We start from the raw sequence: 13431 nt of genomic DNA on the forward strand, positions 1-13431 counted from the left end.
GGCTTTGCTTGGCTTCTCGGTTTCCCGACTGCCTGAGCCGTCAGGCTCAGTGGGTCTCGGGACGGAGGACCTTGGTCCGGAGGACCGACTCGTTCAGGTTCATCTGACGGTCGAGCTCCTTGACGACCTCAGGAGTGGCGTTGAGGTCGATGACCGAGTAGATGCCCTCGGGCTTCTTCTTGATCTCGTACGAAAGACGACGACGGCCCCAGGTGTCGACCTTCTCGACCTTGCCGCCGCCATTGCGGACGACGCCGAGGAAGTTCTCGATCAGCGGGGAGACAGCACGCTCCTCGAGATCGGGGTCGAGGATGACCATCACCTCGTAGTGACGCATGTGGAACCCACCTCCTTTGGACTCAGCGGCCACGGCGTTTCCGTGGCAGGAGGGTTTGCATCGCGTCGCAACGGTATCGCGGCCCACCGACAACGCCCGCGGCGTTCCGGGGATCGCTCCCCGAAGGCCTTTCGGAACCGTCGTGTGGACCTGCACAGACACCGGTGCAGACGGTACACACTACCCGCCTCGTGGCTTCCGGTTGAAATCCGGCCCCGGAAGCCCGCAATCTGTACACATCGGGTGTGTCCGGCGCTACGATGCGCCACCTCTCCATCACGGAGGTGCCCCATGGCACAGGCAGTGCGACCCACCACCGGCAGCCGTCTCTACCAGCGGATCCTCAGCACCCTCAACTCGGACGGCCGACCCCACCCGGTGGAGAACACCCTGGCCGTCGCGACCGTCGTGCTCGGCCTGATCTCCGCCATCGCGGCGTTCTGGAGCGGGCTGCACCTGCTCAGCTCCTGGGCCGGCCTGGTCGGCATCCTCGTGGGCGCCGTCGGGCAGTACCGCTCCGCCACCACGGCCGAGCGCTTCTTCTTCATCATCGGCATGGGGCTGGCCGCGGTCGGCTTCTACATCGGCATGGCCCACGGCGGTCTCTTCGGCGGGGTGGTGTCCTAGCCCCTCCGTTCCCGGCCCCCGCCGGGCGAAGCCGCGGACCGAGTTGTCCACAGCCCTCGTGGGGGCGTTCGCCGTTCGCAGTAGGCTTCGGCGCAGTAATGCAGTCAGCAATGCCGTAGCCGCAGCGATGGGGAGCGCCCCGCATGAGCTTGACCCTGAGGACCATCAGTCGGGAACAGCACCTGGCGTACATCCAGAGCCTGCCCTCGGCAAGCCACTGCCAGGTTCCCGCCTGGGCGGACGTCAAGACGGAGTGGCGCTCGGAGAACCTCGGCTGGTTCGACGACAAGACCGGTGAGCTGGTCGGCGCCGGCCTGGTGCTCTACCGGCAGCTGCCCAAGGTGAAGCGCTACCTCGCCTACCTCCCCGAGGGCCCGGTGATCAACTGGTACGCGCCCAACCTGGAGGAGTGGCTGCGCCCGATGCTGGCGCACCTGAAGCAGCAAGGCGCGTTCTCCGTGAAGATGGGCCCGCCGGTCGTCATCCGCCGCTGGGACGCGGCCGCCATCAAGTCCGGCATCGCCGACCCGGACGTCAAGCGCCTGCGCGACGTCGAGGCCACCTTCATCGAGCCCCGCGCCTTCGAGGTGGCCGACCGGCTGCGCCGCATGGGCTGGCAGCAGGGCGAGGACGGCGGCGCCGGCTTCGGCGACGTGCAGCCCCGCTACGTCTTCCAGGTCCCGCTGGAGAACCGCAGCCTGGACGACGTCCAGAAGGGCTTCAACCAGCTGTGGCGGCGCAACATCAAGAAGGCCGAGAAGGCCGGCGTCGAGGTCGTCCAGGGCAGCTACGACGACCTCCCCGTGTGGCAGCAGCTGTACGAGGTCACCGCCGAGCGCGACCACTTCCGCCCGCGGCCCCTGTCCTACTTCCAGCGCATGTGGCAGGTCCTCAACTCCGAGGACCCCAACCGCATGCGGCTGTACTTCGCCCAGCACGAGGGCGAGGCGGTCGCCGCCGCGACGATGCTCGTCGTCGGCCGGCACGTCTGGTACTCGTACGGGGCCTCGGCCAACCACAAGCGCGAGGTCCGGCCGAGCAACGCCATGCAGTGGCGGATGCTGCGGGACGCCTACGCGCTCGGCGCGAGCGTGTACGACCTGCGCGGCATCAGCGACTCGCTCGACGAGAGCGACCACCTCTTCGGTCTCATCCAGTTCAAGGTGGGCACCGGCGGGCAGGCTGCCGAATACCTGGGCGAGTGGGACTTCCCGCTCAACAAGCTGCTGCACAAGGCGCTCGACATCTACATGTCCCGCCGCTGACCCACCTGCCCGACCGACCGCAGACACCGCAGAAAGGTCCTCGTTCCGGCCATGGCGCTCACCCTGTACGTCGACACCGCGCGCTGGCGTGCGCACCAGCAGTCCGTGGCGGAGCAGTTCCCCGGGCTGGTCCCCGTCTGCAAGGGCAACGGGTACGGCTTCGGCCACGAGCGCCTGGCCGAGGAGGCGATCCGGCTCGGCTCGGACGTCCTCGCCGTGGGCACGACGTACGAGGCCGCCCGGATCAAGGACTGGTTCGGCGGCGACCTGCTGGTGCTGACCCCGTACCGGCTGGGCGAGGAGCCGGTGCCGCTGCCGGACCGCGCCATCCGCTCCGTGTCCTCCGTGGAGGGCGTGCGCGGCCTGGTCGGCGCCCGCGTGGTCATCGAGGTCATGAGCAGCATGAGGCGCCACGGCGTCAGCGAGGACGACCTGGTCAAGCTGCACTCGGCCATAGACGACGTCCGCCTGGAGGGCTTCGCCATCCACCTGCCGCTGGACCGCACCGACGGCTCCGACGCGGTGGAGGAGGTCTTCCGCTGGATGGAGCGGCTGCGCGCGGCCCGGCTGCCGCTGCACACCATGTTCGTCAGCCACCTGAAGGCCGGCGAGCTGACCCAGCTGCGCAACCAGTTCCCGCAGACCCGCTTCCGCGCCCGGATCGGCACCCGGCTGTGGCTCGGCGACCACGAGGCCACCGAGTACCGGGGCGCCGTCCTGGACGTCACCCGCATCGCCAAGGGCGAGCGCTTCGGCTACCGCCAGAACAAGGCCTCCGAAGACGGCCACCTGGTCGTCGTGGCGGGCGGTACGTCGCACGGGGTGGGCCTGGAGGCCCCCAAGGCCATGCACGGCGTCATGCCGCGCGCCAAGGGCGTCGCGAGGGCCGGTCTGGCCACCATCAACCGCAACCTGTCGCCCTTCGTGTGGGCCGGCAAGCAGCGCTGGTTCGCCGAGCCCCCGCACATGCAGGTGTCGATCCTCTTCCTGCCGGGCGACGTGGCGCCCCCGGCGGTCGGGGACGAGCTGGTGGCGCACCTGCGGCACACGACGACCACGTTCGACCGCGTCGTCGACCGCTGAGCGCCCCGGGCGTCCCCTCCGCTCAGTGGGGCGGGGCCGGCGGCGCCGGGTCCACGCCCCACTGCACCGGGAGCGCCTCGCCGTAGCCGTGACCGTCCTCGGGCCCGCCCTGCAGCGGCGCCGCGTGCCGCGGCTGGTGCGAGGACCGCCCCAGCACGAACGCGTCCTCCGCCCCGTCCAGCACGCCCCCCGAGGGGTCGTCCGAGCCGTCCTGGCGGACCGCGTCGCGCTCGGGGAGGACGATGTCGCGGACGACGACCACGCACAGGTACAGCGTCCCGATCAGGTGCGCCGCGATGGCCAGGTGGTAGCCGTCCTGGGGCAGGCCCTTGCTGTTGCCGCCCGTCGTGTACGCCAGGTACGACCAGATCCCGAGGAAGTACATGACCTCGGCCGCCTGCCAGATCAGGAAGTCCCGCCAGCGCGGCCGGGCGAGCGCCGCGAGGGGCACCAGCCACAGCACGTACTGCGGCGAGTAGACCTTGTTGGTCAGGATGAAGGCGGCCACGACGAGGAAGGCCAGCTGCGCGAAGCGCGGGCGCCGCGGGGCGTAGAGGGTCAGCCCCGCCATGCCGGCGCAGAACAGCAGCATGAGCGCGATGGCGTAGGAGTTCGCCCCGTCGATGGACTTGCCGGTCTGCTGGGAGATGATCAGCCAGACCGAGCCGTAGTCGACGCCCCGCTCCTGGCTGAAGGTGTAGAACTTCGCCCAGCCGTCCCGGGCGAGCAGCATCACGGGAAGGTTCACCACGAGCCAGGCCACCGCGGCACCGCCCACCGCCGCGCCCCAGGCCTTCAGCTTCCCGGCCCGCAGGCACAGCAGGAACAACGGCCCCAGTAGCAGCACCGGGTAGAGCTTGGCGGCCGTCGCCAGCCCGATCAGGATGCCCGCGGCCAGCGGCCGGTTGCGCGACCACAGCATCATCCCGGCCGCCGCGAGGGCGACCGCGAAGAGGTCCCAGTTGATGGTCGCGGTCAGCGCGAACGCGGGCGCCAGCGCGACCAGCAGCGCGTCCCACGGGCGGCGCCGGTTGGTCCGGGCGACGCAGACCGCGATGACGGCGGTGCAGACCAGCAGCATCCCGGCGTTGACCAGCCAGTAGATCTGCTCCCGGTGCTGGATCGTGCCGCCGTGCGGGGTGAGCCAGGAGGCGACCTCCATGAACAGCCCCGTCAGGACCGGGTACTCCAGGTAACCCATGCCGCCGGAGACCGTGTCCGGGATCCGGTCGAAGTACGGGACGAGGTCGTCGGCGAAGCCCCGGCCGTAGTACAGGTGCGGGATGTCGGAGTAGCAGGCGTGGCTGTACTGGGCGTTCGCCCCGTAGAACCAGCCGCTGTCGTAGCACGGCACCTTCTGCACCATGCCCAGCGCGAACATCCCGATCGCGACCAGCACGACCACGCGCAGGGGGTTCCACCAGCCCCGCCGCCCCACGGCAGCGAAGCGGCCGAGCGGGCCGCCGATGACCTCGCTCCCGGCCACGGCGACCGGGTCCTCGCGGGTCGGGGGCACGACCGCCTCGGCCTCCGAGGCCTCGTGGTGGGGGTCTTCGCGCACGATCGTCATGGGCCACATCCTGCCCTACATCGCCACGTGCGGAGCGTCGGATCCCCATGCGGCCCTCCACCCGGCGGGAACGCACGCGGCCGCGGAGGGCGTGCTGCCCTCCGCGGCCGCGGATCACTGCTCTACCCAACGCGGGGCGATCAACCGCCCGGCCCTGCGATGAGTCCGCCGTTGCCGTTGCCTCCGTTGCCCTTGCCCGTGGTACTGGACGACGGGGTCGACGACGGTGTCCCGCCCGTGCCGCCGTCGGTGGCTCCACCGTCGTTGCCACCGCCGCCGTCCTGGCAACCCCACTGCCAGGGCTTGCAGTTCCCGGAGTCGGTCGGGGTCGGCGTGGTCGGCGGCTGCGAGATGGTCGGGGTCGGATTCGTGGTCGCCGACTCGGTCGGGCTGGCCGAGACCGAGGGGCTCGGCGACGGGGCGCCGACCTGGTCCTTGACCTCGCCGATCTTCCCGGGATCCGGGAAGCCGTTGTCGTCCTTCCCCTTGAGCGCCTGGGTCATGTACTTCGCCCAGACCTCCGCCGGCATCTCACCACCGTGCGCGGAGTCCTTCCCCGCGGTGCCCGCCATGCCGATCAGACCGGGCTTCTTGGGGTTCTCCCGGAACAGGACCACCGAGGTCGACAGCTGCTTGGTGTAGCCGACGAACCAGGCGGACCTGGTTCCCTTCTCGCTGTCCGTCGTACCCGTCTTGCCCGCCACTGTGCGACCGACCGCCAGGGCCTTCTGACCGGTGCCGTTCTTGACCACGTTCTGCAGCACGTCGGTGACGTTGTCGGCGACGTTGCTGTCGATCGCGTCCCGCTTGATCTTCGGCTTGCCGAAGCCCGGCACGTCCTTGCCGTCCGCGACCACCTTGGTGACGGAGTAGGGCTCGGCCTGCGTGCCCGACGAGGCGAACGTCGCGTAGGCGTCGGCCATGCGGATGGCGGACGGCTTGGACGTACCGATCGAAAACGAGGCGTTCAGGGACTCGAAGCTCGAATCCAGCACGCCCGCGTTCTTCGCCATCTCGGCCACCTTGGGCAACCCGACGTCCTCGCCGAGCTGCACGAAGGGGGTGTTGATGGACTGCTCCATCGCCTTGCGCAGCGAGATGTAACCCCAGGGGTATCCGCTCTCGTTCTTCTGCTTGAAGACGCTGCCGTCCTTCTTCAGGACCCAGTTGCCTTCATGGTCCTTGATCTTGAGCAGGTCGTTGCCGTTGTACTTGCTCTGCGGCGACAGCCCGACGCCGTCGGTCTGGTTGGTGCCGTACTGCATCGCCGCGGCCAGGACGAACGGCTTCCAGGTGGAGCCGACGGGGACACCCGTGGTGTTGGCGTTGTTGTTGAACTGGCCGTGCTCGTAGCCCTCGCCGCCGTAGATGGCGACGATCCTGCCGTCACCCGGCACCACGGAAGCCGCGCCGAACTGTACGAACTTGTCGGCTTCGCGCTTCTTGGGGTTGATGTTCTTCTTGCGGACCTCGTCGACGGCCTTCTTGAGCGAGTCGACCTTCTTCTTCTCGAAGGTCGTGTGGATCTCGTAACCGCCCTTGTCCAGCTGGCTCTGGCTGATGTCCGAGTGACTCAGAACGTAGCTCTTGGCGGTGTCGACCAGGTAGCTGATCTGACCGCTCATGCCGGCGGTCGCCTTGAGGCCCTGCGGCATCGGGTACTTGCTGACGGCCTCGGTGTACTCGTCCTTGTTGAGCTTGCCGTCCTTGTACATCTCGCCGAGGATCCACTTCCAGCGGTCCTCGGAGCGGGCCCGGTTCGCCTTCGCCGTAGCGGTGCTGTCGATGTTCGCGGCACCGGCCGGGTCGTAGTACGTCGGGCCCTTGAGCAGCGCGGCGAGGAAGGCGCATTGGCTCGGGGTGAGCTTGTCGGCGTCGACGCCGTAGTAGGTCTGCGCGGCCGCCTGGATGCCGTAGGCGCTCCGCCCGTAGTACGAGGTGTTCAGGTAGCCCTGCAGGATGTCGGGCTTCTCGAGCTTCGTCCCCACCTTTATGGAGATGAAGAGCTCCTTGAACTTACGGCTGACCGTCTGGTCCTGGCTCAGGTAGGTGTTCTTGACGTACTGCTGGGTGATCGTCGAACCGCCCTGCGCGTCACCGCCCTTCGCCATGTTGAACAGGGCCCGGCCGACGCCCATGGGGTCCACGCCCGAGTCTTCGTAGAAGCTCTTGTTCTCCGCGGAGATCACCGCGTTCTGCATGGCCTTGGGGATGTCGGAGAGCGTCACGTTCTGCCGGTTGGCACCCGTGCCGGTCGCCACCATGCGGCTGCCGTCGGCCCAGTAGAAGACGTTGTTCTGCGACTTGGCGGCGTCGTTCTCGTTGGGGATGCCCACCATCGCGTAGCCGACGCCCGCGACCGCGACCAGGCTGCCGAAGAAGAACAGGCACAGCCCGGAGGCGAGCTTCCAGGACGGCATCCAGCGGCGCCATCCGTCCTTCCCCCAACGGGGGTAATCGATGATGCGCTTCTTCGGGGGCTGGCCCCCGCCACGGCCGCCCTGCGCGTCCGTGGCGCCACGGCGGCGGCCGCCCTTCTGCGTGGCCTGGGCGGCACGGCGCGCGGCTGCCCGCCCCTGGTACGGCGGCTCGGCCCCGCGGGACCGGCCTCCCGCACCCGCGCGGCCCCCCGCGCCCGTACCCGCACCCTGACGGGGGGGTTGTCCCATGCCCTGGCGCGGGCCGTGGCCCTGCCCCGAACCGGTTCCGTGCGTGCCGTACGGCTGCGGCGTGGGCGGCCCAGCGGCCCGCCGGCCGCCTGGCGGCGGGGGCGGCTGCTGCGCGCCGCGCCGGGCGGCGGCCCGGCCGTCGCCGGGCGACTGCGGCGGCTTGCGACGGTGCTCGCTCATGAACAGCTACTCCTAGGACAGGCGGAATCGCCTGAAAGCGGCAGTTGATTTCCGGTCCCCCCGGCGTGCGATGACCGCACTGCACCAGGGACAAGGACGCTCACTGGCGTCACACGGTTCCCGGTGCTCTGCATGGCGAACAGAGTACGCACGGTCAAAAGAGGTTCTAGCCAGATGTTCATCACATTCCGGGCGGTTGACGGTGGACGGATTTCGTGATGTGACGCCGGTCACCGTGAGCCGTCTTGCCGTACCGGAGAACTCGTTCTATCGTCTCGATGTATCGAGTCGATACATCACGGCGAGATAAGAGGCGACGAAGGCACGGACGGGAGGGAAACGAGGACATGAGCAAACGCTCCGGCATCCTCGAGTTCGCCGTCCTGGGCCTGCTGCGCGAATCCCCGATGCACGGTTACGAGCTGCGCAAGCGGCTCAACACCTCGCTCGGTGTGTTCCGCGCGTTCAGCTACGGCAGCCTCTACCCCTGCCTCAAGACACTGGTCACCCAGGGCTATCTGGTCGAGGAGACCGGCCCTGACCCCGATCCGCTCGCCGCGCCGCTGGCCGGCCGACGGGCCAAGATCGTGTACCGGTTGACGGCGGCCGGCAAGGAGCACTTCGAGGAGCTCCTCGCCCACTCCGGGCCTGACGCGTGGGAGGACGAGCACTTCGCGGCTCGTTTCGCCTTCTTCGGCCAGACGTCCAGGGACGTACGGATGCGTGTCCTCGAGGGGCGGCGCAGCCGCCTCGAGGAGCGCCTGGAGAAGATGCGCGCGTCCCTCGCGCGTACCCGTGAGCGGCTCGACGACTACACGCTCGAGCTGCAGCGGCACGGCATGGAGTCGGTGGAGCGAGAGGTCCGCTGGCTGAACGAGCTGATCGAGACCGAGCGGGCGGGGCGTGACAAGCAGCCCCCGGCCGCTCCGTCCGCCGATGCCGAGCAGGACAACCAACAGGAAAACGGCGGACCCGGCACGCGCCGGGGACCCGCGTGACGATTACACAGGGAGCAACCGGAATGGGTTCGGTTCGCGTAGCCATCGTTGGCGTGGGCAACTGCGCCGCTTCGCTGGTGCAGGGTGTCGAGTACTACAAGGACGCCGACCCGGGCACCCGCGTGCCCGGCCTCATGCACGTGCAGTTCGGCGACTACCACGTGCGTGACGTCGAGTTCGTGGCGGCCTTCGACGTGGACGCGAAGAAGGTCGGCCTCGACCTCGCGGACGCCATCGGTGCCAGCGAGAACAACACCATCAAGATCTGCGACGTGCCGCAGAAGGGCCTGACCGTCCAGCGCGGCCACACCCTGGACGGTCTCGGCAAGTACTACCGCGAGACCATCGAGGAGTCCGCCGAGGAGCCGGTGGACGTCGTGCAGATCCTCAAGGACCGCCAGGTCGACGTGCTCGTCTGCTACCTGCCCGTGGGTTCCGAGGACGCGGCGAAGTTCTACGCGCAGTGCGCCATCGACGCCAAGGTCGCCTTCGTCAACGCCCTCCCGGTCTTCATCGCCGGTACCAAGGAGTGGGCGGACAAGTTCACCGAGGCCGGTGTGCCGATCGTCGGTGACGACATCAAGTCGCAGGTCGGCGCCACCATCACGCACCGCGTGCTGACCAAGCTCTTCGAGGACCGCGGTGTCATCGTCGAGCGCACCATGCAGCTGAACGTCGGCGGCAACATGGACTTCAAGAACATGCTCGAGCGCGAGCGCCTGGAGTCCAAGAAGATCTCCAAGACGCAGGCCGTCACCTCCCAGATCCCCGACCGCGACCTGGGTGAGAAGAACGTCCACATCGGCCCCTCGGACTACGTGGCCTGGCTGGACGACCGCAAGTGGGCGTACGTCCGTCTCGAGGGCCGTGCCTTCGGCGACGTGCCGCTGAACCTGGAGTACAAGCTCGAGGTCTGGGACTCCCCGAACTCCGCGGGTGTCATCATCGACGCGCTGCGCGCGGCGAAGATCGCCAAGGACCGCGGCATCGGCGGCCCGATCCTCTCGGCGTCCTCCTACTTCATGAAGTCCCCGCCGGTGCAGTACTTCGACGACGAGGCCCGCGAGAACGTGGAGAAGTTCATCCGCGGCGAGGTCGAGCGCTGAACAGCGGCTTAACCCCCGTCACCACTCGTCGTACGACGCGACCGCACAGGCCCCCGGGTATGGCACCCGGGGGCCTGTGCGTCATGTGAGGCTGTGCGCATGCCCGTTGTCCGTGATCTCCGTGTGCTGCTGCGCTTCCGGGACTTCCGCCGGCTGCTGACGGTGCGGCTGCTGTCCCAGCTCTCCGACGGGGTCTTCCAGGTGGCGCTGGCGGCCTACGTGGTCTTCTCCCCGGAGAAGCAGACCTCGCCGGCCGCCATCGCCTCCGCGATGGCGGTCCTGCTGCTGCCGTACTCGCTCCTGGGGCCGTTCACGGGCGTCCTGCTGGACCGCTGGCGGCGCCGGCAGGTCCTCCTCTACTGCAACCTGCTGCGGGCGGCGCTCTCCATCGGCACCGCCGTGCTGATGCTGCTGCGCGTCCCGGACTGGCTCTTCTGCCTGTCCGCCCTCTCGGTCACCGGCATCAACCGCTTCGTGCTCGCGGGCCTGTCGGCCGCCCTGCCCCGGGTCGTCGACGGGGAGCGCCTGGTCATGGCGAACGCGCTGTCCCCGACCGCCGGCACCCTCGCGGCCACCGCCGGCGGGGGAGCGGCCTTCCTGGTGCACCTGGTGATGGCCGAGGGCACCCGCTCCGACGTCCTGGTCGTGGTGCTGGGCGCTGTCCTCTACCTCTGTGCCGGACTCGCCGCACTCACCCTGGGGCGGGACCTGCTGGGGCCGGACCCGTCCCGTATCCAGCCGCGGGTGGGCGAGGCGCTGCTCAGCACCTTCCGCGGTCTGGTGCACGGCTTGGGACATCTGCGCCGGCGGCCACGCGCCGCACGCGCCCTGGCCGCGATGACGGCGATGCGCTTCTGCTACGGCGGGCTCACGGTGACGGTGCTGATGCTCTGCCGCTACGCCTGGGCGGGATCCGACGGGACCGGCCGTGGAACGGCGGACGGACTGGCGCTGCTCGGGCTGGCGGTCGCCGTCTCGGGTGCGGGCTTCTTCGCGGCGGCCGTGCTCACCCCCTGGGCCACGGGCCGCTTCGGCACCTTCGGATGGATCACCGTCTGCGCGGGTTCGGCCGCCGTCCTGCTCCCCGCACTGGGCCTCCCCTTCGAGCCGGCGCCGGTACTGGCGGCGGCCTTCGTGCTCGGGCTGGCCACCCAGGGGGCGAAGATCGCCACCGACACGGTGGTCCAGTCCTCGATCGACGACGCCTACCGGGGGCGCATCTTCTCGATCTACGACGTGCTGTTCAACGTCGCCTTCGTCGGCGCCGCAGCCATCTGCGCGCTGGTCCTCCCGCCGGACGGCCGCTCCGTGGGCCTCCTTCTCGGACTCTCCGTGGTCTACGCGGCGGTGGCGGTCGGCACCGCCAGGACTCCGCGTCGTTTCACGTGAAACACGAAGATCACCCCGCGTCCGCCCGTTTCACGTGAAACACACGCCCCGGCGGATGGGCTGTCCGACCCCTCCAGTAACGTTCGCGCGTTCACAGGAACTGACAGGTTCATCCCAGGGAGGGGAACGACCATGGCGACTCCGCCGTCCGACAACACCAACATTCCGGCCCCGCAAGGCCAGCCCGGCGCCTTCCCGCCGCCTCAGGGTCAGCCCGGCGCCTTCCCGCCCCCGCAGGGTCAGCCCGGCGCCTTCCCGGCACCTGCCGCCCCGCCGCGGCGCGGCAAGAACATCGGCAAGGGCATCATCGGCGTGATCGTCACCATCGTGGTCATCATCGGCGTGCGGTTCGCCTTCTCCCAGTTCGACCAGACCGACGCCGAGACGTCGAAGGTCGGCAGCTGCCTCCACAACAAGGGCACCGAGAAGAGCCCGGACCTGGTGGACGTCGACTGTTCCTCCGGGGATGCGCAGTTCAAGATCGTCAAGAAGTTCGACGACTCGACCGACCAGAAGCAGTGTGAGTCCGTCACCGAGTCGGACGTCTACTACACCCAGTCCGGGACCGACTTCAACAACGTGGTGCTCTGCCTGCAGACCATCAGCAAGTGATGGGACGGCCGTTAAGGCCGAGGGGGTCGTGTTTCACGTGAAACACGACCCCCTCGGTGCGTCCGAGGCCCGGACGGGGTGACGCTCAGCCCTGCGCGGCCCACCACTCCTTCAGTGCGGCCACAGCGGCCTCCTCGCCCAGCGGGCCGTTCTCCAGGCGCAGCTCCAGCAGGTGGTTGTACGCCTTGCCGACCTGGGGGCCCGGGGGGATGCCCAGGACCTCCATGATCCGGTTGCCGTCCAGGTCCGGCCGGATCGCGTCCAGCTCCTCCTGGTCCTTCAGCTGCGCGATGCGCTCCTCGAGCCCGTCGTAGGTGCGCGACAGGGCCCCCGCCTTGCGCTTGTTGCGGGTCGTGCAGTCGGAGCGGGTCAGCTTGTGCAGCCGGTCGAGCAGCGGTCCGGCGTCCCGGACGTAGCGCCGGACGGCGGAGTCGGTCCATTCCCCGGTCCCGTAGCCGTGGAAGCGCAGGTGCAGCTCGACCAGCCGGGCGACGTCCTTGATGGTGTCGTTCGGGTACTTGAGCTTGGTCAGCCGTCCCTTGGTCATCTTGGCGCCGACCACTTCGTGGTGGTGGAAGGAGACCCGCCCGTCGGGCTCGAAGCGCCGGGTCCGCGGCTTGCCGATGTCGTGCAGCAGCGCAGCGAGGCGCAGCACGAGGTCCGGCCCCTCCGTCTCCAGCGCCATCGCCTGGTCCAGGACGGTCAGCGTGTGCTCGTAGACGTCCTTGTGGCGGTGGTGCTCGTCACGCTCCAGGCGCAGCGCCGGCAGCTCCGGGAGGACCCGTGCGGCCAGGCCGGTCTCCACCAGCAACTGCAGGCCCTTGCGGGGGTGGTCGGAGACGACCAGCTTGTTGAGCTCGTCCCGGATCCGCTCGGCGGAGACGATCTCGATGCGGTCGGCCATCTCCGTCATGGCTGTCACGACCTCGGGAGCCACCTCGAAGTCCAGCTGGGCGGCGAAGCGCGCGGCGCGCATCATCCGCAGCGGATCGTCGGAGAAGGACTCCTCCGGGGTGCCGGGAGTGCGCAGCACGCGCTGGGCGAGGTCACCGAGCCCGCCGTACGGGTCGACGAACTCCGCTTCCGGCAGGGAGACCGCCATCGCGTTGACGGTGAAGTCCCGGCGGACCAGGTCCTCCTCGATGGTCTCCCCGTAGGAGACCTCCGGCTTGCGCGAGGTGCGGTCGTAGGCCTCGGAGCGGTAGGTGGTCACCTCGATCTGGTAGCCGTACTTGCGGCATCCGACCGTGCCGAAGGCGATGCCCACCTCCCAGACGGCCTCCGCCCACCCGCGGATGATCTTCAGTACCTGGTCGGGCCGGGCGTCGGTCGTGAAGTCGAGGTCGTTGCCGAGCCTGCCGAGCAGGGTGTCGCGGACCGAGCCGCCGACGAGGGCAAGCCGGAATCCGGCGTCCTTGAAGCGACGGCCGAGCTCTTCGGCCACCGGCGCGATCACGGGCGCGGTCTTCAGGGTCTGGGGGGCGTTGTTGGCATTCGGCACAACAGAAAAGGGTACGTGGCCATGCGCCCCGCGGCGGACCGGTTTACCGGCATCCGCGATCTTGCCGACGCCTCCGCGCCCCCGGACTGTATCG

Annotated in this window: 11 protein-coding genes; 7 read left to right on the plus strand and 4 right to left on the minus strand. The window is 69.2% G+C overall.

The features are described 5' to 3' along the window. Positions 1-46: 46 nt before the first annotated feature. Positions 47-337 carry a 30S ribosomal protein S6 gene (gene rpsF / locus OG937_22575; GenBank protein WUD74279.1) on the minus strand — a complete coding sequence of 97 codons (291 nt, stop codon included), beginning with the start codon at positions 335-337 and terminating at the stop codon, positions 47-49. Positions 338-628: 291 nt separating this feature from the next. On the opposite strand from rpsF, the gene OG937_22580 reads away from it, so the two are divergent. The 3 genes from OG937_22580 (at position 629) to OG937_22590 (ending at position 3312) form a co-directional block, all read left to right on the plus strand. Then, positions 629-964 carry a hypothetical protein gene (locus OG937_22580; protein WUD74280.1) on the plus strand — a complete coding sequence of 112 codons (336 nt, stop codon included), beginning with the start codon at positions 629-631 and terminating at the stop codon, positions 962-964. Positions 965-1107: 143 nt separating this feature from the next. Beyond that, entirely contained in the window at positions 1108-2229 is a 1122-nt protein-coding gene (locus OG937_22585) for a peptidoglycan bridge formation glycyltransferase FemA/FemB family protein (GenBank protein ID WUD74281.1), read from the plus strand. Positions 2230-2280: 51 nt separating this feature from the next. Next, entirely contained in the window at positions 2281-3312 is a 1032-nt protein-coding gene (locus tag OG937_22590; GenBank protein WUD74282.1) for an alanine racemase, read from the plus strand. 22 nt (positions 3313-3334) lie between these two features. On the opposite strand, the gene OG937_22595 is transcribed toward OG937_22590, so the two are convergent. Both OG937_22595 and OG937_22600 read right to left on the minus strand, forming a co-directional pair. After that, positions 3335-4882 carry a glycosyltransferase 87 family protein gene (locus OG937_22595; protein ID WUD74283.1) on the minus strand — a complete coding sequence of 516 codons (1548 nt, stop codon included), beginning with the start codon at positions 4880-4882 and terminating at the stop codon, positions 3335-3337. Positions 4883-5022: 140 nt separating this feature from the next. After that, positions 5023-7731 carry a transglycosylase domain-containing protein gene (locus OG937_22600; protein ID WUD74284.1) on the minus strand — a complete coding sequence of 903 codons (2709 nt, stop codon included), beginning with the start codon at positions 7729-7731 and terminating at the stop codon, positions 5023-5025. Positions 7732-8078: 347 nt separating this feature from the next. Here OG937_22600 and OG937_22605 point away from each other — a divergent pair, with 347 nt between their 5' ends. The 4 genes from OG937_22605 to OG937_22620 all read left to right on the plus strand — a co-directional run bounded on the left by OG937_22605 (position 8079) and on the right by OG937_22620 (position 11836). Continuing rightward, positions 8079-8729, plus strand: coding sequence for a PadR family transcriptional regulator (locus OG937_22605; GenBank protein ID WUD74285.1), 651 nt, complete (start codon positions 8079-8081; stop codon positions 8727-8729). A gap of 23 nt (positions 8730-8752) precedes the next feature. After that, on the plus strand, positions 8753-9835 hold the full coding sequence (locus tag OG937_22610; protein WUD74286.1) for an inositol-3-phosphate synthase: 1083 nt from the start codon (positions 8753-8755) through the stop codon (positions 9833-9835). Positions 9836-9934: 99 nt separating this feature from the next. Beyond that, positions 9935-11224 carry an MFS transporter gene (locus OG937_22615; GenBank protein WUD74287.1) on the plus strand — a complete coding sequence of 430 codons (1290 nt, stop codon included), beginning with the start codon at positions 9935-9937 and terminating at the stop codon, positions 11222-11224. A gap of 132 nt (positions 11225-11356) precedes the next feature. Further along, positions 11357-11836: a hypothetical protein gene (locus OG937_22620; GenBank protein WUD74288.1), complete on the plus strand. Its 480-nt coding sequence runs from the start codon at positions 11357-11359 to the stop codon at positions 11834-11836. Positions 11837-11921: 85 nt separating this feature from the next. Here OG937_22620 and OG937_22625 read toward each other — a convergent pair whose 3' ends face one another. Beyond that, positions 11922-13337, minus strand: coding sequence for a CCA tRNA nucleotidyltransferase (locus tag OG937_22625; GenBank protein ID WUD74289.1), 1416 nt, complete (start codon positions 13335-13337; stop codon positions 11922-11924). Positions 13338-13431: the final 94 nt, after the last annotated feature.

This window comes from Streptomyces sp. NBC_00510, from assembly GCA_036013505.1.
Lineage (GTDB): Bacteria > Actinomycetota > Actinomycetes > Streptomycetales > Streptomycetaceae > Actinacidiphila.

What these genes read in the sequence shown, in the direction of transcription:
- rpsF (WUD74279.1), bottom strand. Translation starts at nt 337, where the DNA reads ATGCGTCACTACGAGGTGATGGTCATCCTCGACCCCGATCTCGAGGAG.
- OG937_22580 (WUD74280.1), top strand. Translation starts at nt 629, where the DNA reads ATGGCACAGGCAGTGCGACCCACCACCGGCAGCCGTCTCTACCAGCGG.
- OG937_22585 (WUD74281.1), top strand. Translation starts at nt 1,108, where the DNA reads ATGAGCTTGACCCTGAGGACCATCAGTCGGGAACAGCACCTGGCGTAC.
- OG937_22590 (WUD74282.1), top strand. Translation starts at nt 2,281, where the DNA reads ATGGCGCTCACCCTGTACGTCGACACCGCGCGCTGGCGTGCGCACCAG.
- OG937_22595 (WUD74283.1), bottom strand. Translation starts at nt 4,882, where the DNA reads ATGACGATCGTGCGCGAAGACCCCCACCACGAGGCCTCGGAGGCCGAG.
- OG937_22600 (WUD74284.1), bottom strand. Translation starts at nt 7,731, where the DNA reads ATGAGCGAGCACCGTCGCAAGCCGCCGCAGTCGCCCGGCGACGGCCGG.
- OG937_22605 (WUD74285.1), top strand. Translation starts at nt 8,079, where the DNA reads ATGAGCAAACGCTCCGGCATCCTCGAGTTCGCCGTCCTGGGCCTGCTG.
- OG937_22610 (WUD74286.1), top strand. Translation starts at nt 8,753, where the DNA reads ATGGGTTCGGTTCGCGTAGCCATCGTTGGCGTGGGCAACTGCGCCGCT.
- OG937_22615 (WUD74287.1), top strand. Translation starts at nt 9,935, where the DNA reads ATGCCCGTTGTCCGTGATCTCCGTGTGCTGCTGCGCTTCCGGGACTTC.
- OG937_22620 (WUD74288.1), top strand. Translation starts at nt 11,357, where the DNA reads ATGGCGACTCCGCCGTCCGACAACACCAACATTCCGGCCCCGCAAGGC.